Source organism: Gordonia sp. NPDC003422, from assembly GCF_053588675.1.
In genome coordinates this window covers 150,469-172,753 of sequence record NZ_JBSFQL010000006.1, presented here as the reverse complement: position 1 = coordinate 172,753, position 22,285 = coordinate 150,469, and the positions used below count along the sequence as shown (strand labels likewise).

The following is a 22,285-nucleotide window of genomic DNA, read 5'->3' as shown; positions in this document are numbered from 1 at the left end:
CGAATCGGGTACGGCCGTTGTAGGGTCCTTCGCATGCCCGCGCGTCGACGACAAATCATTCGGAATCGTGCGCTTCCGATTCTCTGGCTGACCGTCGTTGCCGCGCTGTTGCTCGCCGGCTGCAGCGTCGACGGAACGCCGACCAAGGAGACGGACCAACAGGTCCAACCGAATCCGGTGCCGACGATGGTCGTGCTCGACGCCTCCGATTCGATGAACACCGCCGACGCCCCCGGGCCGCGGTTGGATGCGGCCAAGGCTGCGGTGACCTCGCTGGCCGGTGGATTACCAGCCGGAACACCCTTCGGGGTCGTCGCGTTCGGATCGCAGAAGGTGGCCCGCGAGACGACGCAGACCGTAGGGTGCGCCGATGTGCGGACTGTCGTACCGCTCGGACCTCTGAACACCACGGCGCTGCAAGGCGCTCTCAATGGCCTCCAGGCCAAGGGCTACACGCCGATCGCGTTGGCGCTCCAGCAGGCCGCCGAGCAGCTTCCGGCGAGTGGTCCGGCGTCGATCGTCTTGGTGTCCGACGGTGAGTCGACCTGCCAGCCGCCGCCCTGCGAGACCGCCGCAGCCATTCACCAGCAGCGCCCGGACGTCACGATCAGCGCGGTCGGGTTCCGGACCGACGACCCGTCGCTCGCCTGCATCGCCGAGAAGGGCGGCGGGCTGTTCGTCACCGCCGACAACGCCGCACAGTTGTCCGCACGACTCGCTGCGGCGCAGAACGCGCAGGCAGCCACCACGCGCCTCACCCCGACCTCACGGGGTGGGATCACGATCGGCGAGTCGCTGTCCGATGTCCGAGCAGCGAATCCGAGTTTCCCGACCACCGGCCGCACCGACGGCGATCGCACCATCTACCGCTGGATCGACTGCGACTACGCCTTTGCCGACGACGTGCTCGTGGAGATCGCACCCGGCGACCCACCGGGATCTGCGGGCACCACGATCGACGGGGTATCCAAGGGAACACCGGGATCTCGCGCCATTGAGCTGTACGGAGAACCGCTCGAAGACTCCGACAACGTCGCCGTGTTCACCGCGGACCAGGCGGCCGGGACCGCCTACCGGATTGGCTACGAGGGTGGCGACATGATCGCCGACGGGACCGTTACCACGGTGATCCTGTGCCACTGCCTGCCGTCGAAGAAATCGTCCGACGGTGGGCCGGAGGTGGTCAAGGTGATCGCCGTCGATCAGTCGGGCAACCCGATCAACGGATTCGCCGTCACCGGCAGTACGCAATCCTGGGACAGCAGCACGATCGGGTACTGCTCCAACGCCATTGGTGCGATCACACTGGGCGTGTATCACTGTGGTTCCACCGCAGACTCGGCCAGCGTCTGCTGGCCGTCTCGGGGCCGGTTGCTGTGTGCGTACTCGCCGTTCAAGACCGAACTGACCGCCTACAGCTATTCGGGAACTCTCCCATCGCTCGATCAGCCGGATCCAGACGTATCGCCATGGGGATTGGAACTCGCCAACGGTGCCCGCTGCGTCAAGGTCCTCGGCGGGGCATTTCCGCAAGGGCCTGTCGGCTATCTGTACTCCTACAGTTGCGGGTCGAGCTCGGACTACACGTTCGTGTTCATTCCCAGCGACTCGGAGCAACTCTTCGAGAAATCCGGGCCGACGTGGACGGTGACCTATGGCGCCAGCGATTCAGTGCCGACACAGGTAGCCGTGACGAAAGCGTATTACTCTGCGGCGCAGTGATTTACCTTCGCGATGAGATTGCCTTCCGCCGACTGAGGTAACCCCACCGCCGGCTGAGATGCGAGCCTGCGAGCGTCGAAGCCCCTGGCGAGATTGCGTTGTCGGCTCACCAGCCCTTGAGGCTCCTCGCTGCGCTCGTCGCACCTCAGGGAGCGGATGGGGTCGGCTGGTGTGATCTCGACACGACGCCTCGCCTGGCGGCTCGGTGTCGGCTCGATCAGCGTGGGGCACGACGCCTCGCCTGGCGGCTCGGTGTCGGCTCGATCGGCGGAGGTACTCAGCGCATCTGATCGACCTCGGCGAGCCCCCGTCGGATCTTCTCTTCCACCTCGACGACCATCGCCCGATGGCGTTCGGCGGCATCGGGTTTGCCGATGAGGTCGGCGAGTTCGGCGAGCACGACGTCCATCGGACCGAAAGCCACACTGCCGGAGTTGAGTCCGGCGATGGTGCCGGTGTACTCGGAGAGCTCGGCGTAGAGTTCGCGCGCTTCGTCGACCAGGCCGAGGCGGACCAGCGCGCGGGCGTGGAAGACCTCCAGCGCCGACCAGTAATAGTCGCGCAGCGGTTGGGGTTTCAGCTCCGCGATGACGTGGGCTTCGGCGGTTCGGCCGGCGTCGATGAGTCCGACGGCGTAGACCCAGCCGATGCGGTCGGGGACGCGGGTGTACAGCTCGAGGAGGTCGTCGATGAGGTGTGCGAGGGAGCCTTGGTACCAGGCGACCAGGATTCGGCTGAGCAGCAACAGGTCTGCGCCGTTGGGAAGGCCCGCGTCGATCAGGGTTTTCGACGCCGATTGGTAGCTTCGTGTTGCCGCGTCGAGGTCGCCGCGGAGAGCATCCAGCACGGCGTTGTAGACGGACAGGACAACGACCATTTCGCCTACGCGTCCGCTGGTTGCGCTGCGCAGACCGCTGTTCATTTGCGCCACCGCACCGGGCAGATCACCCTCGGCGCTGAGTGCCTGGAACATGCCCCAGTGGGCGGTAGCGATGTAGGCAAGATCGCCGAGTTCCTTTGCTGCGCTGAGGAAATCGGCGGCGACAACCGGGAACTCCACCCGTGAGTCCGGGCCGAGGTGAGTGAACACCTGGGCGTTGAGGGCCGCGCACTCGAGTTCCAGGTCGCCGATCTGGCGCGCCAAGCTCACCGCCTCTGCCGCATAACGGACAGCGTTGTCCTGGTCGTTGCCCTCGAACTCCAAAGCAGCAGTGACCAGGAGCCTGATTCGGTCGACCCCTGTTGTGGTGGGCAGCATCTCGAGTACGGCGCTCGTCATGATCGGATCTGCGGCACCGTGGGGTCGGGTGGTCCAGATGTGTGGTGTGCGCCAGCAGGTCAGGACATCCAGAACGACCCGCGGTTCGTCCATCGCCTGCGCAAGACCCAAGGCCTCGTTACGGAGTGCGCGGGCGTCGGTGACGTGGCCCTGGTAGGCGTACGCGGTGACCAGATTGCGCATCGAGTCGATCAGGGCGATACGGTCGGCGGCGTCGGCGGTGGGATGGTCGTGCCCGGCCATTCGATGGATTTCGACGCTGGCACGCCACAACGTCAGCGAGTCGCCCTTGAACGCCGTGGCAAAGCGCTGCTGGGCAGCAGGTTCCACCATGGTGAGGGCTTCGACTGCGGTTGTCGTCCCGGCGCCCAGCCAGGCGTGGTGGGCGAGTTCGTCGGGGTCGTGGTGCGGGCGGGATCGCAGGATCTGCATGGTCTGCCAATGAATTCGACGCCGACGTAGTGCCGGTATGGCGTCGTACGCGGCGTCGCGGACGAGGACGTGGTTGAACCGGATCCGATCGACGGTGGTGGTGAGCAGGCCTGCGACGACGGCGGAGTCGATGGCATCGAGGACCACATCTTCTGTGTCCGTGTCGGTGTCACCTGGCCAGAGTGCGACCAGGAGGTCGATGTCGGCGTACCGACCGCAGACCGCGGCCAGCCGCAGCATCGACGCGGTCTCCGGGGGTAGCCGGTCGATGCGACGCAGCAACACTTCTCGTACGCCCACCGGTACCGACATCAAGGCTTGTCGCGGTCCACGGGAAGCGACCAGTTTGGCCAGTTCCCGGACGAAGAGGGGATTGCCGTCGGTGCGGTCGCGGAGCAGGTCGAAGGTGGGTGTGTCGAGTGGCCAGAGCCCGACAGATCGCGCGATGTCTTCGATCCCGGCGTCGGACAATCCCTGCAGTGCAATCAGATCGGCGGTCACCGCCACCAGTGACGCCACGGTGGCGAGGAGCTCCGACTCGGCTTCCGACGGTCGGTATGTGGCCAGTACCAGTACTGGGCGGCGTGCCATCCAGGTCACGGCCTGCCGCAAGATCTGCAAGGTGGCGCTGTCGGCGCGGTGCACGTCGTCGAGAACGAGGAGCACGCCGCCGGCCGGTTTTTCGACGGCGGTGACCACACGTCGCGCCAACTGAAACGGGTCCTCGACGTCATGATCGGTGTCGAGACCCTCGAGGACCTCGCGCCATGCCCACGCCGCCGGCGCGCCGTCGACCTCGGGGCAGTGCCCGACAGCGGTGGACCACCCCTGGCCGCGAAGACTGTCGGCGAAAGTCTGTGCGAGAGTGGACTTGCCGCCACCGGCCTCGGCGGTGACCCAGACGACACGTAGGCCGGTCTCGGTCGCGGTGCGCGCGTGCTCGGCAAGTTTCTCGAGTTCGGTTTCTCGCCCGGCAGGTTGCAGAGGGGAAGGCTCTGGGGGTTCGGTTTCGGGTGGTGACACTTCAAGCGGAACCGGGGTGCGCGTCACGACTGACGCGCGCAACGCCGGGTCGTGTCGCAAGATCGCTTGTTCGAGTTGACCGATGGCCGGTCCGGGATCGACGCCGAGTTCGTCGGCGAGATAGGTGCGTACGGCGCGCAGCGTGTCCATGGCGTCGGCCTGACGGCCGAGTTGGTATTGAGCGTGTGCGAGGAGCCGGAACAGTTCTTCGCGCGTCGGATGGTCGGCGCACAGAGTGGGGAGCGTGGCGACCACTTCGTCGGGCCGGCCCAGGTCGAGGGCCGCGGAAGCTCGTTGTTCGAGTGCGGTCATGCGCAGTTCGGTGAGGCGGGTGACCTCGGGGACCGCCCACGCCTGTGTTGCGTACGGGCCGTACGGTTCGCCGGTCCAAAGGTCGAGCGCTTGGGTCAGCCGTCGGTGGCGATCGGCCGCGGTGCTTCCGGACTCGGTGACCAGATCGTCGAACTCCCAGACATCGACGGCCTCGCGGGGCAGCCGCAGCGCGTAGCCGGGCGGTTCGCTGACCAGCAAGCGAGCGGGTGCGCGAGGTGGGCGGTCGGGTTCGAGGAGTCGACGCAGGTTGGAGATGTGGGCTTGCAGACTGGCCAGTGCCTTCGGTGGCGGTTCACCGTTCCAGAGGTCGTCGATCAGCCGGTCCGTCGACACCACGTGGCCACCCGCGGCGATCAGTCGCGCGAGCACGGCCCGTTGGCCGCGGGCGCCGAGCTCGGCGGGTTGCGAATCCATGTCCAAGCGCAGGGCACCCAGCATCGACAGACGCACCTGCCGTGGGTGCGCATGATCGGCGATGCGCTCCGACATCGTCTCCTGCTCTCGTGCTCTGACCTGCCTCGGAGAGCCTAGTCGAGGCGTCCGTCCAGCGGTGGTCGAACAGGGGAGAGGGTCGACTCGCGCGGGTGTCGGCGCGGGCAGATTTCGGCGCAATCGTCGCAGACGGGAAAGTACACCAACGTGACGTTGGTGTACTTTCTACCGCGCAAAGTTCGCTTGCGACGTCAGGAGTGGATCTTCCCCCGTAGGTGATGGGTGTAGATCGCGCCGGTGGTGACGTCCTCCTCGACTTCTTCCAGTGTCCGGCCCCGGGTTTCGGGCGCCTGCGTGTACACGAAGGCGAGGGCGAACAATCCGATGACGCCGAACATGAAGAACGTTCCGGTGATGCCGATGGCCTCGACGATGGTCGGGAAGAACAGGCCGAGGAAGGCGTTGGTCATCCAGAGGCAGAACACCGAGATGCCGATCGCGAGTCCGCGGATCTGCAGCGGGAAGATCTCCGACAGCAGCACCCAGGTGGCGACGTTGAGGAAGGTCTGCATCGAGCCGACGAAGCCGACGATCAGGACCAGCAGAACGTACGGCCGGATCGAATTGCCTTCGGGGATCGCGAGGGAAGCGATACCGATGAGGAAGTGGAACGTGGTGGTGGAGGCGTAGCCGACGATCAGCGTGGTGCGTCGGTTGATGCGATTCATGAGCCACAGTGCGGTTGCCGAGCCGACGACCGCGATGATGCCGGGTGCGATGTTGGCGATCAACGCCGCGTTGGATGTGAAACCGGCATCCTTGAGCACCGATTGGCCGTAGTACATGATCGCGTTGATGCCGGTCAGCTGTTGGGCGACACCAAGTCCGATGCCCACCAACACGATTCGTCGAACCCATCGGCTGTCGCGGATCGCGCTCCAGGTGCCGTGGACCTGCTTCTCCTCGAGTTCCTTGACCTCGGCGATCATGTCGACCTCGGCGCGGGCGCGCTGCTGGCTGCGGATGGTGGAGAGCACCTCGTAGGCTTCGTCGCGTCGGCCCTGCGAGATCAGCCAACGCGGTGACTCCGGCACGCGAATCATGCCGACCATCAAGCAGATTGCGGGCAACGCGGCGATCGCGAGCATGTAGCGCCACACGCCCTCGTGCTCACCCCAGACGTTGCCGATGATGGCGTTGATGACGAAGGCGGCCAGCTGTCCGACGACGATCATCAACTCGTTGCGGCCGGCCAGCGAACCGCGGATCTCGTAGGGGGCAACCTCGGCCAGATAGACCGGGACGACGGTCGACGCGCCGCCGACCGCGAGGCCCAGAATGATGCGGCCGATCACCATGACGCCGAAGCCGGGCGAGAAGACGCAGGTGATGGTGCCGAGGAGGAACAGGACGGCCAGGCCGATGATGGTCTGGCGTCGGCCCAGCTTGTCGGCGACGCGTCCGCCGATCATCGCGCCGAATGCCGCGGCAAAAAGCAAGGAGCTGGTGACCACGCCTTCGGTGAAGGCCGTGAGTCCCAGCTCCTCTTTCATCGGCTCGAGTGCGCCGTTGATGACGCCCGTGTCGTAGCCGAACAGCAGACCGCCCAGTGTCGCGATGAGCGCGACGGAATGCAGGCGCCGCCGGAAGGGCCCGTGGCCCAGCGGCGGCAGCTTGGAATGGTCGGTGATAGTTCGGGGACTCTCGGCAGTGGTCATCGGAAAACTCCTTGTGCGTTACTTCGACGCGCTGTGGTGATCGCCGTCACAGGTCAGCATAGCGCATGACGGCTATATGTCCTAACAAACTGTCAAATTAGTTTGTGATGCTCGTCGCTAGGAGGTGAACCGTTGATCTGCCGACGTGGCACGCCTAGGATCGACCACACATGTCAGGACAAAGGAGTTGACGATGCGTCTTGGGCTGGTCGGATACGGTGCCGGTGGACGGCTTTTTCACGCTCCCTACATCGCGGCGGTCGAAGAGATCGATCTCGTCGGGGTAGTGACGCGCAACCCCGATCGTAGGCGTGAGGTGGCCTCCGACCTGCCCGGTGTCGCCGTGTACGACACCCTCGGCGACCTCCTCGACGCGGGCGTAGACGCGGTCACCATCACCACGCCGCCGGACACCCGACACGACCTCGTCCTGGAGGCCATCGGTCGCGGCGTCCACGTCGTCGCCGACAAGCCGTTCGCGCCCGACGCGGCGGGTGGTCGGGAACTGGCCGACGCCGCGCAGCGTGCCGGCGTCCTGCTCAGTGTCTTCCACAACCGTCGCTTCGACGCCGACCTCACCACCATCGCCGACGTGCTGCCCAAGCTCGGACAGGTGTGGCGATGCGAGTCGCGTTTCGACCTGGACGAGCCTGGCAGCCTCGACGCAGGTCCCTCGGGCGGGTTGCTCCGCGACCTCGGCGCGCACCTCGTCGACCAGATGCTGGTGCTGTTCGGGCCGGCCGAGTCGGTGTCTGCGCATCTCGACGTCGTCGATCAGCGCGAGGGTCGCACGGATTGTGGCTTCGCTGTGTCGATGACCCACCGGTCTGGCGTCTACTCGACGGTGAGCGCGAGCAAGATCAACCACATCGCGGCACGGCAGTGGCGCATCTACGGGTCGCTGGGCACGTACGCCAGTGACGGCACTGACGCGCAAGTGGATCAGATCAAGTCGGGTAAGCGCCCGGCGGATGACCTCTCCGCGTGGGGGTTCGAAGACCCGACTCGGCTTGGCGCGGTCTACACCGCCGCCGGCGCCGAGGTGATTCCGTCGGCCCAGGGGCGCTACGACGAGTACTATCGCCGCTTCGCCGCCGCCGTCGACCATGCTGCGCCACAGCCGGTTCCGGCGTCGGAGGGTATTGCCGTGCTGGAGGTACTCGACGCCGCGCGTCGGAGCGCCGTCGAGGGGATCACGGTTCGGCTCTGAGGTCCACACACAGAACTACCATCTACACAGGAGATCCCGTGTGTAGATGGTAGTTCTGTGTGTGCGGAAACGCGATGGAACCGGATTCGGGTCGCCTGCGTCCAACCTGGTATGCAGACATTTCCCACTGACGCCAACGGCATCATCTTCCGCCAGACTGCCATCGACCGCGGGTTCACCGACAATCAGCTCGCGAGGGCGGTCGAGAACAAACAGATCGAGCGCATCTGGCCCGGTGCGTTCCTGCCGAAACAGACGCTCACGCGCGAAGAACGACACAAACGAACGGCGATCGCCGCGGGAACGCCCAGCGGTGGATCGACAGCGCTGGCCGACGAATCGGCCGCAGTCCTGCATGGACTGTCGCTACTCAATGCGCGGTGGAACAAGGTGCATGTGGCCAGCGGGCTGAAGTCCGGTGGCCGTATCGACAAACGCAAGCACATCCACTCCGGACCGCTCGACGCCGCCGACGTGGTGACCGTGGAAGGCGTGAAGGTGACTTCCCTCGAGCAGACGGCGGTCAGCATCGCGTGCTCGCGAGGCTTCTATGAGGCCTTGGCGGTGTTCGACTCGGCTTTGCGGCTCGGGGCCGATCGCGACGTGATGGCCGGCAAGCTCGAGAGTTACCGGCCGGGCGTACTCATCGGACGACGCGGTCTCCACTACGCAAATGGGAAATCGGAGAATGCGGGCGAGTCATGGGGCCGCGGCCAGATCATCGACGACGGTCTGCCGATTCCTGACCTGCAACAGGAATTCCACGACAGGGAGGGCGAGTTCATCGGTCGATGCGACTACGCATGGTCGGGCAAGTTGGTCGCGGAGTTCGACGGCATGCGCAAGTATCAGGGTGATCTCCGAAAAGGGGAATCGCCTTTCGATGCGATGAAGCGGGAGAAGATTCGCGAAGACGCGCTGCGCCGGATAGGCGTGATGGTGATCCGCTGGATCTGGGCAGACCTGAAGGACTTCAAGGTGGCGGCGATGGTCCGGGAATGGCTGGACCAGTTCGGTTTGCTGGCCGCCTGACGGTCAGAGGGCACACCGAAAACTCCCATCTACACAAGGGATCTCGTGTGTAGATGGGAGTTCTGTGTGTGTCCTCAGGCGTTCTGCGGGAAGCCCAGGTTCAGGCCGCCGTGGCTCGGGTCGAGCCAGCGGGTGGTGATGGCCTTGGTGCGGGTGAAGAAGTGCACACCCTCGGTGCCGTGGGCGTGGGTGTCGCCGAACAGCGACGCCTTCCAGCCACCAAAGCTGAAGTAGGCCATGGGAACCGGGATCGGCACGTTGATGCCGATCATACCCACCTCGACCTCGTTCTGGAACCGACGTGCGGCGCCACCGTCGTTGGTGAAGATCGCGGTGCCGTTGCCGTACTGGTTGGCGTTGATGAGGTCGATGGCCTCGTCGTAGGAGTCGACGCGCACGACGGAGAGCACCGGGCCGAAGATCTCGTCGGTGTAGACGCTCATGTCGGTGGTGACGTTGTCGATCAGCGTCGGGCCGAGCCAGAAACCTTCTGTGTAATCCCCCGTCGCTTCGCTCGCCCCTGACCCGCCATCCACCTCCACGGTACGGCCGTCGAGAACCAGTGTGGCACCGTCGGCTTCGCCGGCGTCGACGTACGAAGCAACCTTGTCGCGATGCACCCTGGTAACCAGCGGACCCATGTCGGAATCCTTGGTGCCGTCGCCAGTCTTGATGGTCCTGGCGCGCTCGGCGATCTTGGCGACGAGGTCGTCGGCGATGTCGCCGACGGCGACGCACGCCGAGATGGCCATGCAACGCTCACCGGCAGAACCGAATCCGGCGTTGACCATAGCGTCGGCAGCAAGGTCGAGGTCGGCGTCGGGCAGCACGATGGCGTGGTTCTTGGCGCCGCCCAGCGCCTGCACGCGCTTACCTGCGGCGGTGCCGGTGGCGTACACGTACTGCGCGATCGGAGTGGAGCCGACAAAGCTGATGGCCTTGATCGACGGGTTGGTCAGCAGCTCGTCGACGGCGAGTTTGTCGCCCTGCAGAACGTTGAACACGCCGTCGGGCAGGCCCGCTTCCTTCCACAGCGCTGCCAGCCACAGCGATGCCGACGGGTCCTTCTCGGACGGCTTGAGGACGACGGTGTTGCCGGCGGCAATCGCGATGGGGAAGAACCACATCGGGACCATGGCCGGGAAGTTGAACGGCGAGATGATGCCGACCGGGCCGAGCGGCTGGTACACGGAATGGACGTCGACCTTGGTCGAGGCGTTCTCGGTGTACCCACCCTTGAGCAGATGCGGGATACCGCAGGCGAATTCGACGACCTCCTGGCCGCGCGACACCTCACCGAGGGCGTCGGAGACGACCTTGCCGTGCTCGGAGGTGATGATCTCCGCGAGTTCGCCCTTGCGCTCGTTGAGCAGCTCGCGGAATTTGAACAGGATCGAGGTGCGTTTGGCGAGGCTGGTGTCGCGCCAGGCCGGGAAGGCGGCGGCTGCGGCGTCGATGACGGCGCGCGCGTCCTCGAGGTTGGCCAGCGCGACATCCTTGGTGATCTCGCCGGTGGCCGGGTTGGTCACCGGGGCGGTGTTGGTCGACGTTCCGGGGAACGCCTTGTTGTTCACCCAGTGTGAGACGGTGCGGGTGATGGCGGGTGCAGACATGGGGGTACTCCTGTGTGGGTTCTTTCGCTCCCTGAGGTGCGAGCTTGCGATCTGTTTTCGCTCCCTGAGGTGCGAGCTTGCGATCTGTTTTCGCTCCCTGAGGTGCGAGCTTGCGAGCCTCGAAGGGTGGTGGTGCGAGCGCCCTTCGAGGCTCGTCGCTAGCGCTCCTCGCACCTCAGGGAGCGGGGTGGTTGCGTTTGGTGGGTAATACAGGGGGTGGGTTGAGTTGGGTTGTTCAGCTGAGCGACGCGCGGTCGACCATCTCGACCTTCTGCGGCTCACCGGTTTCCAGGGACTTGACGCCGGCCGCGCACACGGCGGCGGCGGCGTAGCCGTCCCAGGCGCCCGGGCCGTCGACGTTGGTGCCGGCGTGCACGGCGTTGACCCAGCGCTGGATCTCGGTGTCGTAGGCCCGGCCGAAGCGTTCGACGAAGGATGGGGTGATGTCGCCACCCCAGATGCCGGCGATCTTGCGTCCGTCGCTGCTACCATTCGGCCCGCTCGCTCCGCTCCCGGCGCCGGCATCCGATTGAACCGGGTTGCGCTGCTTACGGACAACGCCGCCCTGGTCGAGTCCGATGAAGGCCGAACCGAATTCGCCGACCACCTCGGTGCGCACCTCGTAGGCGACGCCGGTGGTGACGAAGCACTCGACGTCGATGTGGCGGCCCGAGCTGGTGGTGAAGATCGCGATCTGCGGATCCTTCAGTCCCTCCGGTGCATTCGGGTTGGCGCCGGGGGTGATGATCTGGACCGACGCGATCTCCTCGTCGAACAGGAAGCGGGTCACGTCGACCTCGTGGACGAGCGAGTCCTTGACGATCATCGCCGAGTCGAAACTCGGCGGGACGGCAGGATTGCGGTGCACGCAGTGCGCGACGAGCAGCTGCCCGAACGTGCCGTTGTCGATGAGCGTCTTCAGCTGTTCGTACTCGTCGTCGAAGCGGCGCATGAAGCCGACCTGGATCAGCTTGCGGCCCGACTCGGCCTCCCGCTTCACCACCTCGAGCGACGTGGCGACGTCGGTGGTCAGTGGCTTCTCACACATCACCGGCTTGTTGTGTTCGATACACGCGAGCAGTTGCTTCTCGTGCGTCGGACCGGGGGTGGCGAGGATGACGGCGTCCACCTCGGGGTCGGCGATCGCGTCGAGCGGGTCGTTGATGACCCGACATCCGGGGATGGTGGCGGCGAGTTGCTCGGCCTTCTCGGGGAAGTAGTCGTTGAGGACACTGACCCGAGCACCCTTGATGCGTTCGGTGATTCGGGCGACGTGGTCGGCGCCCATCATGCCGACGCCGAGGACGGCAACACGGAGTTCTGTCATGACTGTTCTCCCTGAGGGTTGGTCGGGTTGAAGTACGGCCGCTGCACGGCCTTCCACTGGGCGTAGACGTCGTAGGCCTGCTGGGTCGAATCCAGCGTCGACACCTCGGAAACCGGTACATCCCACCAGGACTCGCTGTCCGGTGCGCCGATCATCGGGTCGGTTTCGACGTGGATGACAGTGGTGACCTCGGCGGCCTTGGCCTTCTTGATCGCTTCGGTGAACTCGGCCGCGGAGGTGGCGCGGATGACGTCGGCACCGAGCGAGGCCGCGTTGGCCGCGAGGTCTACGGGGAGAGTGCCACCTTCGAGACGGCCGTTGTCGCCGCGGTACCGATAGTTGGTGCCGAACCGCTGCGATCCAAGCGATTCCGAGAGGGAACCGATCGACGCGAACCCGTGGTTCTGCACCAGCACGACGATGACCTTGAGGTTCTCCTGCACCGCGGTGACCAGTTCGGTGGCCATCATGAGATACGACCCGTCGCCGACCATGACGAACACGTCTCGGTCCGGGCAGGCCATCTTGACGCCCAGCCCGCCGGCGACCTCGTAGCCCATGCACGAGTAGCCGTACTCGACGTGGTAGCCCTTGGAATCGCGAGTGCGCCAGAGCTTGTGGAGATCGCCAGGCATGGAGCCCGCGGCGCAGACGACGACGTCGCGCGGGTCGGAGGTCTCGTTGACCAGACCGATCACCGAACCTTGCGTGAGGGCTTCCTCGCCGGTCGCGACGTTGGTGCCGACGGCGGTGGGTGAGTAGGCCTGTTCCACGATGTCGTCCCATTCGCGGGCCAGCGTGCCGACCCGCTCGCGGTAGGCGGCGTCGACCTGGTAGTCGGCCAGCAGCTCGTCGAGCGCATCGATCGACTCTCGTGCGTCGGCGACGACGCTGTAACCACTGTGCTTGACCGAATCCAGCGACGCCACATTGATGTTCACGAACCGGACACCGTCGCCGGTGAAGGCGGTACGCGACGCGGTGGTGAAATCGCTGTAGCGGGTGCCGATACCGATCACCACATCTGCCTCGGCGGCAAGCGCATTGGCGGCGGTGGTGCCGGTCGAGCCGATCGCGCCCACCGATTGCGGGTGATCGTAGGGCAGTGATCCCTTGCCTGCCTGGCTCTGGCCCACCGGAATTCCGGTGCGCTCGCAGAACCGGGCGAGCGACTCGGTGGCGCCACTGTAGATGACACCACCACCGGCGACGATGAGTGGACGCTTGGCCGACGCGATGATCTCGGCGGCATCGGCGATCACGCGTCGTTCCGGGAGTGGACGCGATATATGCCAGGTGCGCTGCGCGAACAGCGATTCCGGCCAGTCGAACGCCTCGGCCTGCACATCCTGCGGGATGGCGACCGTCGCGGCGCCGGTCTCGGCGGGATCGGTCAGCACGCGCATTGCGCCGAGCAGTGCACCCGGCAGCTGCTCGGGCCGCCACACGCGGTCGAAGTAGCGCGACACCGGCTTGAACGCGTCGTTGACGGTGACATCACCCGACGACGGGAGTTCGAGCTCCTGCAGCACCGGCGCGGTGGCGCGGGTGGCGAAGGTGTCGGCGGGCAGCAACAGCACCGGAATACGGTTGATGGTGGCCAGCGCGGCGCCGGTGAGCATGTTGGTGGCGCCGGGTCCGACGGATGCGGTCACGGCCCAGGCCTGCAGCCGGTCCTTCATGCGGGCGTACCCAACCGCCGAGTGCACCATGGCCTGTTCGTTGCGGCCCAGCACGTACTTCAGCGATGGCTCTCGGCGGCGATTCGGCCCGCTCGCTTCGCTCCCGGCGCCGGCAGCTTCGACGTCGTCGATCTCGTTCTGCAGCAACGCCTGGCCCAGGCCGGCGACGTTGCCATGGCCGAAGATGCCGAAACAGCCGGCGAAGAATTTGGTGCGTTCGCCGTCGCGTTCGACGTACTGGTTGGCGAGGAACCGCACGGTCGCCTGGGAGACGGTCAGACGTACCGTCGACTCACCGTGTGGGGTGCGCACGCCGGTGACGCCGCCGGCGCGTCCGGAGTTGATCGGTGCCACGATTGCTTCTTTCTCGGGTGGGGTCGGTTGTCGGGTTGTGTGATCTCGACACGGTGCCTCGCTTCGCTCGGTACCGGCTCGATCAGCGTGGGCGGCTCGGTACCGGCTCGATCAACGGGCCGGGCCGTGCAAGGGGAGTCGGGGGTCGATCTCCCGGTGTTCCCAGCTGCCGCGCAGCCAGGTGTGGGCCGGGTCGTCGCAGATGCGCCAGGCGCGTTCGTCGCCCGGTCCGGCCATCACGTTCAGGTAGTACATGTGGTAGCCGGGGGCGGCGATGGACGGTCCGTGGTAGCCATGCGGGACCAGCACCACGTCGCCGCTGCGGACCTCCTCGAGGACCTCGATCGGACGCTCGGGGGTGCCGTACACGCGGTGATAGCCGAAACCGGCTGTGCCGTCGGGTCCTTCAGAGATCTCAAAGTAGTAGATCTCCTCGAGCTGCGACTCCACGTCGGAGTTCTCGTCGTGTTTGTGTGCCGGGTAGCTCGACCAGTTGCCGCCGGGGGTGATGACCTCGCAGGCGATGATCGAGTCGGCCTCGAAGGCGTCGGCAGTTCCGAAGTTGTGGACCTGGCGACTGCAGTTGCCTGCCCCGCGCAGTTCGACGGGGACGTCAGCGGCGGGAACATATCGGAACGGCAACGACTTCGACGCACGGGCACCGCAGAGAGCGAATCGTCCACCAGCACTGCTGGTGAGGGTGAACTCCGAATCGCGACCGACGTAGGCGAAGTCGCTCGGGCCGTCGAAAACGCTTGCGCGACCGGTCAGCTCGAACGTCGTGTCGCCGGATGCGACACTGGCGGAGCCACTCAGCGGCACGACGATGATCTCGTCGGGTCCGGTTGTCCGGGTGAGGGATTCGCCCGCACCGAGTTCGGCGACGAACAGCGATGATTCGCTCCATCCGGCGGATTCGGGTGTCACGTCGACGGTCAGCGGCGCGGTCGCCGAGCCCGCCGGGATGTACCACTTGCTGTTCATGGCCCTCTCTCAGCTCACCAGGTTCACGGCGGTGTCGACCGCGGTCGACACGTCGTCGTCGGACGGGTACAGGAGTGTGCGGCCGACGATGAGACCGCGCACCGACGGAATGGACAGGGCGCGTTCCCAACTCGCGAAGGTCTCGTCGGGCGCGGTTTGCGGGTCGCCGCCGAGCAGCAGGGTCGGCATGGTGGTGGCGTCCATGACGCGCTCCATCTCGTCGACCACCGGAAGCTTGAGCCAGGTGTAGGCGGAGGTGGAGCCGAGTCCCTGCACGATGTGCATCGACTTGATCACGGCGTCGGCCGAGAGGTCGTTGCGGACCTTGCCGTCGAGCCGGCTGGACATGAACGGCTCGAGCATGGCGATCGATCCGCCCGCGGCGAGTTCGTCGACCGCAGCGGCACACGCGGTCATCATGTTCAGGGTGCCCGGATCGTCGAGGTCGACGCGACACAGCATCTTGGCGCCGTTGAGACCGGCGTCGATGGTCCAGCGTGCGGTCGCGGCGGTCATGCGGTCGTCGAGTTCGAAGGACGCGCCGGCCAGGCCACCGCGATTCATCGACGAGAAGACCACCTTGTTCTCCAGGGCGCCCAGCAGCAGCAGGTCGTCGAGGATATCGGAGGTGGCGAGCACGCCGTCGACGCCGGGGTTGGCCAGCGCGGTGCGCAGTCGATCGAGGAGGTCGGTGCGGCTGTTCATCGCGGTCGGCCGGTTGCCGACGGCGAGCGCGCCGCGGGCGGGGTGGTCGGCGGCGACGATCATGAGCCGCTCGTCGCCGATCACGGTCGGGCGCGGCCGGCGTCGGGCCCAGGCCTGGCCGATCGCGGCCGGATTCTGCGTGCGGACCGCGGTGACCTCGGCGTATGTGGAGCACATGGGGGTTGTCATTGGAGGGCTGGTGATGGTGATGTCAGACATGGGCGCTCTCTTGGGTGCGGGAGGTGGGCTCGGCTGAATCGGCCAGATCGGCGACTTCGACGGCGGTGGGCATCGCGGTGGAGCATTCGAGGCGGCCGGCGACGATCGCACCGGCGGCGTTGGCGTGACGGAGGATCTTCTCCAGCGGCCAGCCCGCGAGCAGTCCGTGGCAGAGACTTCCGCCGAAGCTGTCGCCTGCGCCGAGGCCGTTGACGACGTCGACCGGGATCGGCGGAACCTCGACCGACTCGTGACGGGTCTTGCCGAGAACTCCCTTCGGGCCCTGCTTGACGATGGCCAGCTCGACGCCGAGGTCGAGCAGGGCGTCGGCCGCGCGCTGCGGATCGGTCTCGCCGACCGCGACCTCGCACTCCTCGCGATTGCCGACGGCAACGGTGACGTGCTGCAGTGCGCGTCGAACCTGGGTGGTCGCCTCTGCGGGCGACTGCCAGAACATCGGGCGATAGTCGAGGTCGAGGACGGTCAGTGACTGGCGCCCGCGGGCTTCCCAGGCGGCGAAATGCGCTGCGCGGGAGGGTTCTTCGGAGAGGCCGGTCACCGTCGACCAGTAGAGGCGGGCGTCGTGCACCGCGGCGGTGTCGATCTCGTCGGCGCGGACCTGCAGGTCGGGGGCCGTCGGCTTGCGGTAGAAGTACAGCGGGAAGTCGTCGGGCGGGAAGATCTCGCAGAAGGTGACGGGTGTGGCGTACTCGTCGTCGACCCGCACGTACCGGTTGTCGACGCCGAGCCGGGCCAGTTCGGCGCGCACGAAGCGACCGAACGCGTCGTCACCCGCGCCGGAGATCAGCGCGCTGCGACGTCCGAGCCGGGCTGCGGCGACGGCGACGTTCGCCGCGCTGCCGCCGAGGAACTTGCCGAAGCTCTCGACTTCTTCGAGGCCGACGCCGACCTGGTGCGGGTAGATGTCGACGCCACTCCGGCCGATGGCCAGCACGTCGAAGATCGGGGTGGGGGCTGGTTGCTGGGTGGTGGAACCGCTCATGGCATCTACTGTGCGTCACACCACACCGCAAAGTCAAGACTTTGTTAGGACATTATTACCTGGCATGATGGACGTGTCTCCGGTCACACGACCACGAACCCATAGGGAGAGGAGCGACGCGCATGTCCATCGACACCGCCGTCGACATCGCAACGCCGACATCGGACACACACCTGACCATCCCCGTCGCCATCGTCGGTTTCGGCTGGATGGGCCGCGTGCACGCGCAGGCCTATGCACGCGTACGACACCACTATCCGACGCTGCGGCCGCTGCCGAAACTGTCCGTCATCGCCGACGAACTCGGTGATCGTGCTCAAGCCGCCGCCGAGCAGTTCGACGTCGCATCGGTCGTCACCGACTGGCGAGACGTGATCGCCGACAACACCATTCGGGCCGTCAGCGTGACCGCACCGAACTTCCTGCATCGCGAGATCGGCGTCGCTGTTGCGAATGCGGGTAAGCATCTGTGGATCGAGAAGCCGGTCGGGCTGTCGGCGGCGGATGCCCGCGCAGTGGCTGACGCTGCGTCGGACGCCGGTGTGGTGACGGCTGTCGGCTTCAACTACCGCAACGTGCCGGCGGTCGAAGCTGCGCGCGAGATGATCGCGGCCGGGGAGATCGGCGAGATCACCCACGCCCGATTCCGCCTGTTCAGCGACTACGCCGCCCACCCGGACGGTGCGCTGACCTGGCGCTATTCGCGTGACCGCGGCGGCAACGGGGTGCTCGGCGATCTCGCGTCGCACGGCGCCGATCTCGTCTGGTACCTGCTCGGCGACATCGACTCGCTGATCGCGGACACCGCCACGTTCATCACGGAACGGTCGAAGCCGACGGGCGCGACCGCAGGCCACCAGCTCGCGGTCGGCGGTGAGCGCGGACCGGTCGAGAACGAGGATTACGTGAGCGCGCAGCTGCGCTTGGCGTCGGGCGCACGGTGTGTGCTCGAGGCCAGCCGGGTGTCGGTGGGCGAACAGAACTCCTACGGCTTCGAGATCCACGGGACCAAGGGAATCGTGCGCTGGGATTACCGCCGCATGGGCGAACTCGAGGTCGGCACCGGGGGCGCCTACCAGGACCAATCGGTCGCCACCCGCTACGTCGGGCCTGGTGCCGGCGACTACGCCGCCTTCCAGCCGGGGGCCGCAAATCCCATGGGCTACGACGACCTCAAGGTCATCGAGGCTGCCCGCTTCTGCGCGTCGATCGCGGGGCCGGAGCGCCTCGGGGCGAACATTCTTGACGCCGTTCGCAGCGCCGAAGTGCTCGACGCGATGTCGGAGTCGGTGCGCTCGGGAACGTGGGTGTCGCCGGTGCGCGTCTGATCCTTGGTGACCGTGCGTCCCAAATCGCTGACCGCGCGTCGTGGACCGTTGACCGTGCGTCTCGAAGGGTGCCCTTCCGCCGGCTGAGGCGCGAGCCTGCGAGCCTCGAAGCCCCTGGCGAGACGACAACGTTGGCTCGCGAGGTTTCGATACGCGCCGGGCTCGCAGGCTCGCGCGACGCTACTCAACCAGCAGGTGGTATCCGCAGTTCAGGGATGTGGCCAACAGATCGGGACGCACGGTCAACGGCTTGGGACGCACGGTCAACGAGGAGGTGGCATGGACAGAACGGCCGAACGCACGACGTTTCCGCGTGCGCTGGCGCTGCTCGGGGCGTCGGCGATGTTCATGGAGATCCTCGATGCGACGATCGTCGTCACCGCACTCCCGGCGATTGCGTCGGACTTCGGGGTGTCGGCGCTCGACGCGACCGGGGTGGTCACGTCGTACCTGATGACGCTGGCCGTGGTGATCCCGGTCAGCGGGTGGGCGGCGCAGCGGTGGGGTGTGCGGCCGGTGTTCCTCACCGCGATGGCCGTGTTCACGCTCGCCTCGCTGGGCTGTGCGCTGGCCGGGGGCCTGGGCTGGCTGATCGCTGCGCGGGTGATCCAGGCCGCGGGTGGGGCGATGATGGTGCCGGTCGGTCGGCTGGCGGTGCTGCGGTCCGTCGACCGATCGGACCTGGTCCGTGCGATCGCCTATCTCACCTGGCCGGCGCTGGTTGCGCCCGTCGTCGCACCGGTGCTGGGCGGGCTCATCGTCACCCATTGGAGCTGGCGCGTCATCTTCTACATCAATGTGCCGCTCGGGGTCGTCGGGCTGGTTGCCGCGGCCATCATCTGCCGACCGGACAAGACTTCCGTTCAGCCACGTCGGCTCGACGTGCCCGGTCTCGTGGGCTCGGCGATCGCCATCGCGGCGATCATGGTGGTCGCGCACGAACTGACCGGGTCGCCGCCGCGGTGGGTCGTGGTGGGAGTCGGGGCCGCGATCGCGATACTCGCCGGCGCATGGACCATTCGCCACCTGCGTCGCGCCACCGATCCGTTGCTCGATCTCTCTGCACTGCAGCATCATTCGTTCGCGTCGGTGATGTCCTACGGGTCTCTCTACCGCGCCGTCATCACCGCCGTGCCCTTCCTGGTGCCGATCATGTTCCAGGTGCGATTCGGCTGGTCGCCGACCGCCGCGGGGGCGATGGTTACGGCACTGTTCGTCGGAAATCTCGCGATCAAACCGTTCACCACGACGCTGATGCGCGTCCTCGGCATCAAACGCGTCCTCGTGTACGACACCGCAATCTCGGTCGCCGGATTCGTCGCGCTGGCCTTCGTCGGTCCAGCGATCGCGACCGGGATCATCGCGGCACTGCTGGTGGTCTCCGGCGCGCTGCGTTCCATCGGCTTCTCCGCGTACAACACCCTCGCGTTCACCGACGTCGGACCCGACGAACTGCCACACGCCAACGCGCTTCATGCTGCGGCTCAGGAACTGTCGGCAGCGCTCGGAGTCGCGGCTGCGGCGGTTGCCGTGGCGGTGGGCGCCTCCCTGGGGGCCGATGCGCTGCCGGCAGGTCCGTACGGATTCGCGTTCCTGCTGCTCGCGGTGCTCACGATCGTGATGGTCGTGGGTGCGCTGAGGCTCCCCAGGGACGCCGGTGACGTGTCGGTTGGGCGACACTGACCAACCAATTCATCTGAATGTCTGGACAAAGTCTTGACACGCACCGTGTGACGGGTATTACATCTTCTCAGTGGGAGTGACACCCTCGACACTCCTCGTACGGATCGAAGGGATCGACAACGATGTTCTCCACAGAGCGCCCACGGCGCCGTCGCACCGGCCGGTCGGTCGGCCTGGTCGCGATTCTCGCCTCGGCCGTGGTGGCCGCGGCCGCGTGTTCTTCCACCGGCGGCAAGCCCGACGACTCCGCGAACGGCGCCGGCGTCGGCAACGCCGGTACCGAAGAGCTGACCATTGCGATGATCACGCACGAGGTTCCCGGCGACTCGTTCTGGGACCTCATCCGCAAGGGCGCGGAGATGGCCGCCAAGAAGGACAACGTCAAGCTCCAGTACTCCTCGGACCCAGAGGCACCCAACCAGGCCAACCTCGTCCAGACGGCCATCGACAGCAAGGTCGACGGTATCGCGGTGACACTGGCCAAGCCCGACGCCATGGCCCCGGCGGTGCGCAACGCCATCGCCGCCGGAATCCCGGTGGTGGCCTTCAACTCCGGCTTCAACGACTGGCAGCAACTGGGCGTGCAGCAGTACTTCGGCCAGGACGAGACGATCGCGGGCCGCGCCGTCGGCGAGCGTCTCACCAAGGAGGGCCGCAAGAATGTGCTCTGCGTGATCCAGGAGCAGGGCCAGGTCGCTCTCGAATCCCGTTGCGCCGGCGTCAAACAGGGCTTCACCGGCGGTTCGTTCCAGATCTTGTATGTCAACAGCAAGGACATGCCGTCGGTCGAGGCGACCATGACCGCCAAGCTGCAACAGGATTCGGCCATCGACACCGTGGTCACCCTCGGTGCCCCGATCGCGCAGACGGCGGTCCAGTCCAAGGGCAATGCAGGTTCTGACGCCGAGGTCGTCACCTTCGACACCAACGCGGCCCTCGTGCCGCTGATCGAAGGCGGTCAGGTCAAGTGGGCCGTCGATCAGCAGCCGTATCTGCAGGGCTACTTGGCGATCGACTCGCTGTGGCTCTACCTCACCAACGGAAACACCATCGGCGGCGGTCAGGCAGTCCTCACCGGACCGGCATTCATCGACTCCACCAACATCGGCAAGGTCGCTGACTATGCGAAGGCAGGCACACGATGAGTACCCAAGCAGATCTTGATCTGAGTACGCACAAACCGGTCACCGACGAACGGGTCAAGCGGCAGAAGCCGGTTCAGCGCCTGCTCGTGCGGCCGGAGGTCGGCGCCCTGTTCGGCGCGATCGCCATCTTCATCTTCTTCTGCATCGTGGCGCCCACCTTCCGGACGCCCGAGGCACTCGCGACCATCCTCTACGCGAGTTCGACGATCGGCATCATGGCCTGCGGCGTCGCGGTGCTGATGATCGGCGGCGAGTTCGACCTGTCGACCGGTGTCGCAGTGACTTTCGCATCGTTGGCGGCGTCGATGCTCGCCTACAATCTGCACCTCAACGTGTGGATGGGTGCGTTGCTCGCGCTGGGATGCTCGCTCGCCGTGGGCTTCTTCAACGGCTATCTGGTGATGAAGACGAAGATACCGTCGTTCCTCATCACGTTGTCCACGTTCCTGATGCTGACCGGTATCAACCTCGCGGTCACCAAGATGGTCACCGGTCAGGTTGCGACACCGTCGATCTCGGACATGCAGGGCTACGACTCGGCGCAGAAGGTCTTCGCGTCGTCCTTCGAACTGTTCGGTGTCTCGGTGCGGATCACCGTGGTGTGGTGGATCGTCTTCACCCTTGTCGCCACCTGGGTGCTGATGCGGACTCGCGTCGGCAACTGGATCTTCGCGGTCGGCGGTAACCAGGATTCGGCTCGGGCCGTGGGTGTTCCGGTCACCGCGGTCAAGATCGGCATGTTCATGTTCGTCGGGTTCTGCGCCTGGTTCGTCGGTATGCACCTGCTGTTCGCCTTCGACACCGTGCAGTCCGGCCAGGGCGTCGGCAACGAGTTCTTCTACATCATCGCGGCTGTCGTCGGCGGCTGTCTGCTCACCGGCGGCTACGGCACGGCAGTGGGTGCCGCCATCGGTGCCTTCATCTACGGCATGGTCAATCAGGGCATCGTCTACGCCGGCTGGAACCCCGACTGGTTCAAGTTCTTCATGGGTGTGATGCTGCTGTTCGCGGTCATCGCCAACAACACCTTCCGTAACTACGCCGCAAAGAGGTGACCGGAC

The 22,285-nt window shown here is 66.1% G+C and carries 15 protein-coding genes; 7 read left to right on the top strand and 8 right to left on the bottom strand.

Annotated features, from left to right (window positions below; all coding sequences use genetic code 11):
- Positions 1-33: 33 nt before the first annotated feature.
- Complete coding sequence (locus tag ACWDTF_RS07730) at positions 34-1,722, top strand: vWA domain-containing protein (RefSeq protein ID WP_449754205.1); 1,689 nt, start codon at positions 34-36, stop codon at positions 1,720-1,722.
- A 277-nt stretch (positions 1,723-1,999) separates the two neighbouring features.
- On the opposite strand, the gene ACWDTF_RS07725 is transcribed toward ACWDTF_RS07730, so the two are convergent.
- Both ACWDTF_RS07725 and ACWDTF_RS07720 read right to left on the bottom strand, forming a co-directional pair.
- Positions 2,000-5,278: a BTAD domain-containing putative transcriptional regulator gene (locus ACWDTF_RS07725; protein ID WP_449754204.1), complete on the bottom strand. Its 3,279-nt coding sequence runs from the start codon at positions 5,276-5,278 to the stop codon at positions 2,000-2,002.
- 194 nt (positions 5,279-5,472) lie between these two features.
- Positions 5,473-6,939: a sugar porter family MFS transporter gene (locus ACWDTF_RS07720; protein WP_433255944.1), complete on the bottom strand. Its 1,467-nt coding sequence runs from the start codon at positions 6,937-6,939 to the stop codon at positions 5,473-5,475.
- Between the two features lie 193 nt (positions 6,940-7,132).
- Here ACWDTF_RS07720 and ACWDTF_RS07715 point away from each other — a divergent pair, with 193 nt between their 5' ends.
- Entirely contained in the window at positions 7,133-8,149 is a 1,017-nt protein-coding gene (locus ACWDTF_RS07715; protein WP_355274281.1) for a Gfo/Idh/MocA family protein, read from the top strand.
- Positions 8,150-8,260: 111 nt separating this feature from the next.
- A complete protein-coding gene (locus ACWDTF_RS07710; RefSeq protein ID WP_355274283.1) occupies positions 8,261-9,181 on the top strand; it encodes a hypothetical protein in 921 nt (306 codons plus the stop codon).
- Positions 9,182-9,255: 74 nt separating this feature from the next.
- On the opposite strand, the gene ACWDTF_RS07705 is transcribed toward ACWDTF_RS07710, so the two are convergent.
- The 6 genes from ACWDTF_RS07705 to iolC all read right to left on the bottom strand — a co-directional run bounded on the left by ACWDTF_RS07705 (position 9,256) and on the right by iolC (position 17,068).
- Complete coding sequence (locus ACWDTF_RS07705; RefSeq protein WP_355274286.1) at positions 9,256-10,794, bottom strand: CoA-acylating methylmalonate-semialdehyde dehydrogenase; 1,539 nt, start codon at positions 10,792-10,794, stop codon at positions 9,256-9,258.
- Positions 10,795-11,029: 235 nt separating this feature from the next.
- Positions 11,030-12,121, bottom strand: coding sequence for a Gfo/Idh/MocA family oxidoreductase (locus tag ACWDTF_RS07700; RefSeq protein WP_433255936.1), 1,092 nt, complete (start codon positions 12,119-12,121; stop codon positions 11,030-11,032).
- A complete protein-coding gene (iolD, locus tag ACWDTF_RS07695) occupies positions 12,118-14,157 on the bottom strand; it encodes a 3D-(3,5/4)-trihydroxycyclohexane-1,2-dione acylhydrolase (decyclizing) (protein ID WP_449754203.1) in 2,040 nt (679 codons plus the stop codon). Before iolD ends, ACWDTF_RS07700 begins: the two co-directional genes overlap by 4 nt.
- Before the next feature lie 111 nt (positions 14,158-14,268).
- Positions 14,269-15,141 (bottom strand): 5-deoxy-glucuronate isomerase, encoded by an 873-nt coding sequence (gene iolB / locus ACWDTF_RS07690; protein ID WP_355274295.1) that lies wholly within the window; start codon positions 15,139-15,141, stop codon positions 14,269-14,271.
- A gap of 9 nt (positions 15,142-15,150) precedes the next feature.
- Positions 15,151-16,065 carry a Cgl0159 family (beta/alpha)8-fold protein gene (locus tag ACWDTF_RS07685; protein ID WP_240856804.1) on the bottom strand — a complete coding sequence of 305 codons (915 nt, stop codon included), beginning with the start codon at positions 16,063-16,065 and terminating at the stop codon, positions 15,151-15,153.
- Positions 16,058-17,068 carry a 5-dehydro-2-deoxygluconokinase gene (gene iolC / locus ACWDTF_RS07680; RefSeq protein ID WP_355274299.1) on the bottom strand — a complete coding sequence of 337 codons (1,011 nt, stop codon included), beginning with the start codon at positions 17,066-17,068 and terminating at the stop codon, positions 16,058-16,060. Before iolC ends, ACWDTF_RS07685 begins: the two co-directional genes overlap by 8 nt.
- Positions 17,069-17,190: 122 nt before the next feature.
- Here iolC and ACWDTF_RS07675 point away from each other — a divergent pair, with 122 nt between their 5' ends.
- The 4 genes from ACWDTF_RS07675 to ACWDTF_RS07660 all read left to right on the top strand — a co-directional run bounded on the left by ACWDTF_RS07675 (position 17,191) and on the right by ACWDTF_RS07660 (position 22,279).
- Positions 17,191-18,396, top strand: coding sequence for a Gfo/Idh/MocA family protein (locus ACWDTF_RS07675; protein WP_240856806.1), 1,206 nt, complete (start codon positions 17,191-17,193; stop codon positions 18,394-18,396).
- A gap of 279 nt (positions 18,397-18,675) precedes the next feature.
- Positions 18,676-20,079, top strand: coding sequence for an MFS transporter (locus ACWDTF_RS07670; protein ID WP_355274301.1), 1,404 nt, complete (start codon positions 18,676-18,678; stop codon positions 20,077-20,079).
- Positions 20,080-20,201: 122 nt separating this feature from the next.
- Positions 20,202-21,224: a substrate-binding domain-containing protein gene (locus ACWDTF_RS07665; RefSeq protein ID WP_240856808.1), complete on the top strand. Its 1,023-nt coding sequence runs from the start codon at positions 20,202-20,204 to the stop codon at positions 21,222-21,224.
- Positions 21,221-22,279 carry an ABC transporter permease gene (locus ACWDTF_RS07660; protein ID WP_240856809.1) on the top strand — a complete coding sequence of 353 codons (1,059 nt, stop codon included), beginning with the start codon at positions 21,221-21,223 and terminating at the stop codon, positions 22,277-22,279. The genes ACWDTF_RS07665 and ACWDTF_RS07660 overlap by 4 nt, the downstream gene beginning before the upstream one ends.
- Positions 22,280-22,285: the final 6 nt, after the last annotated feature.

Coding starts and splice junctions, on each gene's coding strand:
- ACWDTF_RS07730 (WP_449754205.1), top strand. CDS start 34: ATGCCCGCGCGTCGACGACAAATCATTCGGAATCGTGCGCTTCCGATT.
- ACWDTF_RS07725 (WP_449754204.1), bottom strand. CDS start 5,278: ATGTCGGAGCGCATCGCCGATCATGCGCACCCACGGCAGGTGCGTCTG.
- ACWDTF_RS07720 (WP_433255944.1), bottom strand. CDS start 6,939: ATGACCACTGCCGAGAGTCCCCGAACTATCACCGACCATTCCAAGCTG.
- ACWDTF_RS07715 (WP_355274281.1), top strand. CDS start 7,133: ATGCGTCTTGGGCTGGTCGGATACGGTGCCGGTGGACGGCTTTTTCAC.
- ACWDTF_RS07710 (WP_355274283.1), top strand. CDS start 8,261: ATGCAGACATTTCCCACTGACGCCAACGGCATCATCTTCCGCCAGACT.
- ACWDTF_RS07705 (WP_355274286.1), bottom strand. CDS start 10,794: ATGTCTGCACCCGCCATCACCCGCACCGTCTCACACTGGGTGAACAAC.
- ACWDTF_RS07700 (WP_433255936.1), bottom strand. CDS start 12,121: ATGACAGAACTCCGTGTTGCCGTCCTCGGCGTCGGCATGATGGGCGCC.
- iolB (WP_355274295.1), bottom strand. CDS start 15,141: ATGAACAGCAAGTGGTACATCCCGGCGGGCTCGGCGACCGCGCCGCTG.
- ACWDTF_RS07685 (WP_240856804.1), bottom strand. CDS start 16,065: ATGTCTGACATCACCATCACCAGCCCTCCAATGACAACCCCCATGTGC.
- iolC (WP_355274299.1), bottom strand. CDS start 17,068: ATGAGCGGTTCCACCACCCAGCAACCAGCCCCCACCCCGATCTTCGAC.
- ACWDTF_RS07675 (WP_240856806.1), top strand. CDS start 17,191: ATGTCCATCGACACCGCCGTCGACATCGCAACGCCGACATCGGACACA.
- ACWDTF_RS07670 (WP_355274301.1), top strand. CDS start 18,676: ATGGACAGAACGGCCGAACGCACGACGTTTCCGCGTGCGCTGGCGCTG.
- ACWDTF_RS07665 (WP_240856808.1), top strand. CDS start 20,202: ATGTTCTCCACAGAGCGCCCACGGCGCCGTCGCACCGGCCGGTCGGTC.
- ACWDTF_RS07660 (WP_240856809.1), top strand. CDS start 21,221: ATGAGTACCCAAGCAGATCTTGATCTGAGTACGCACAAACCGGTCACC.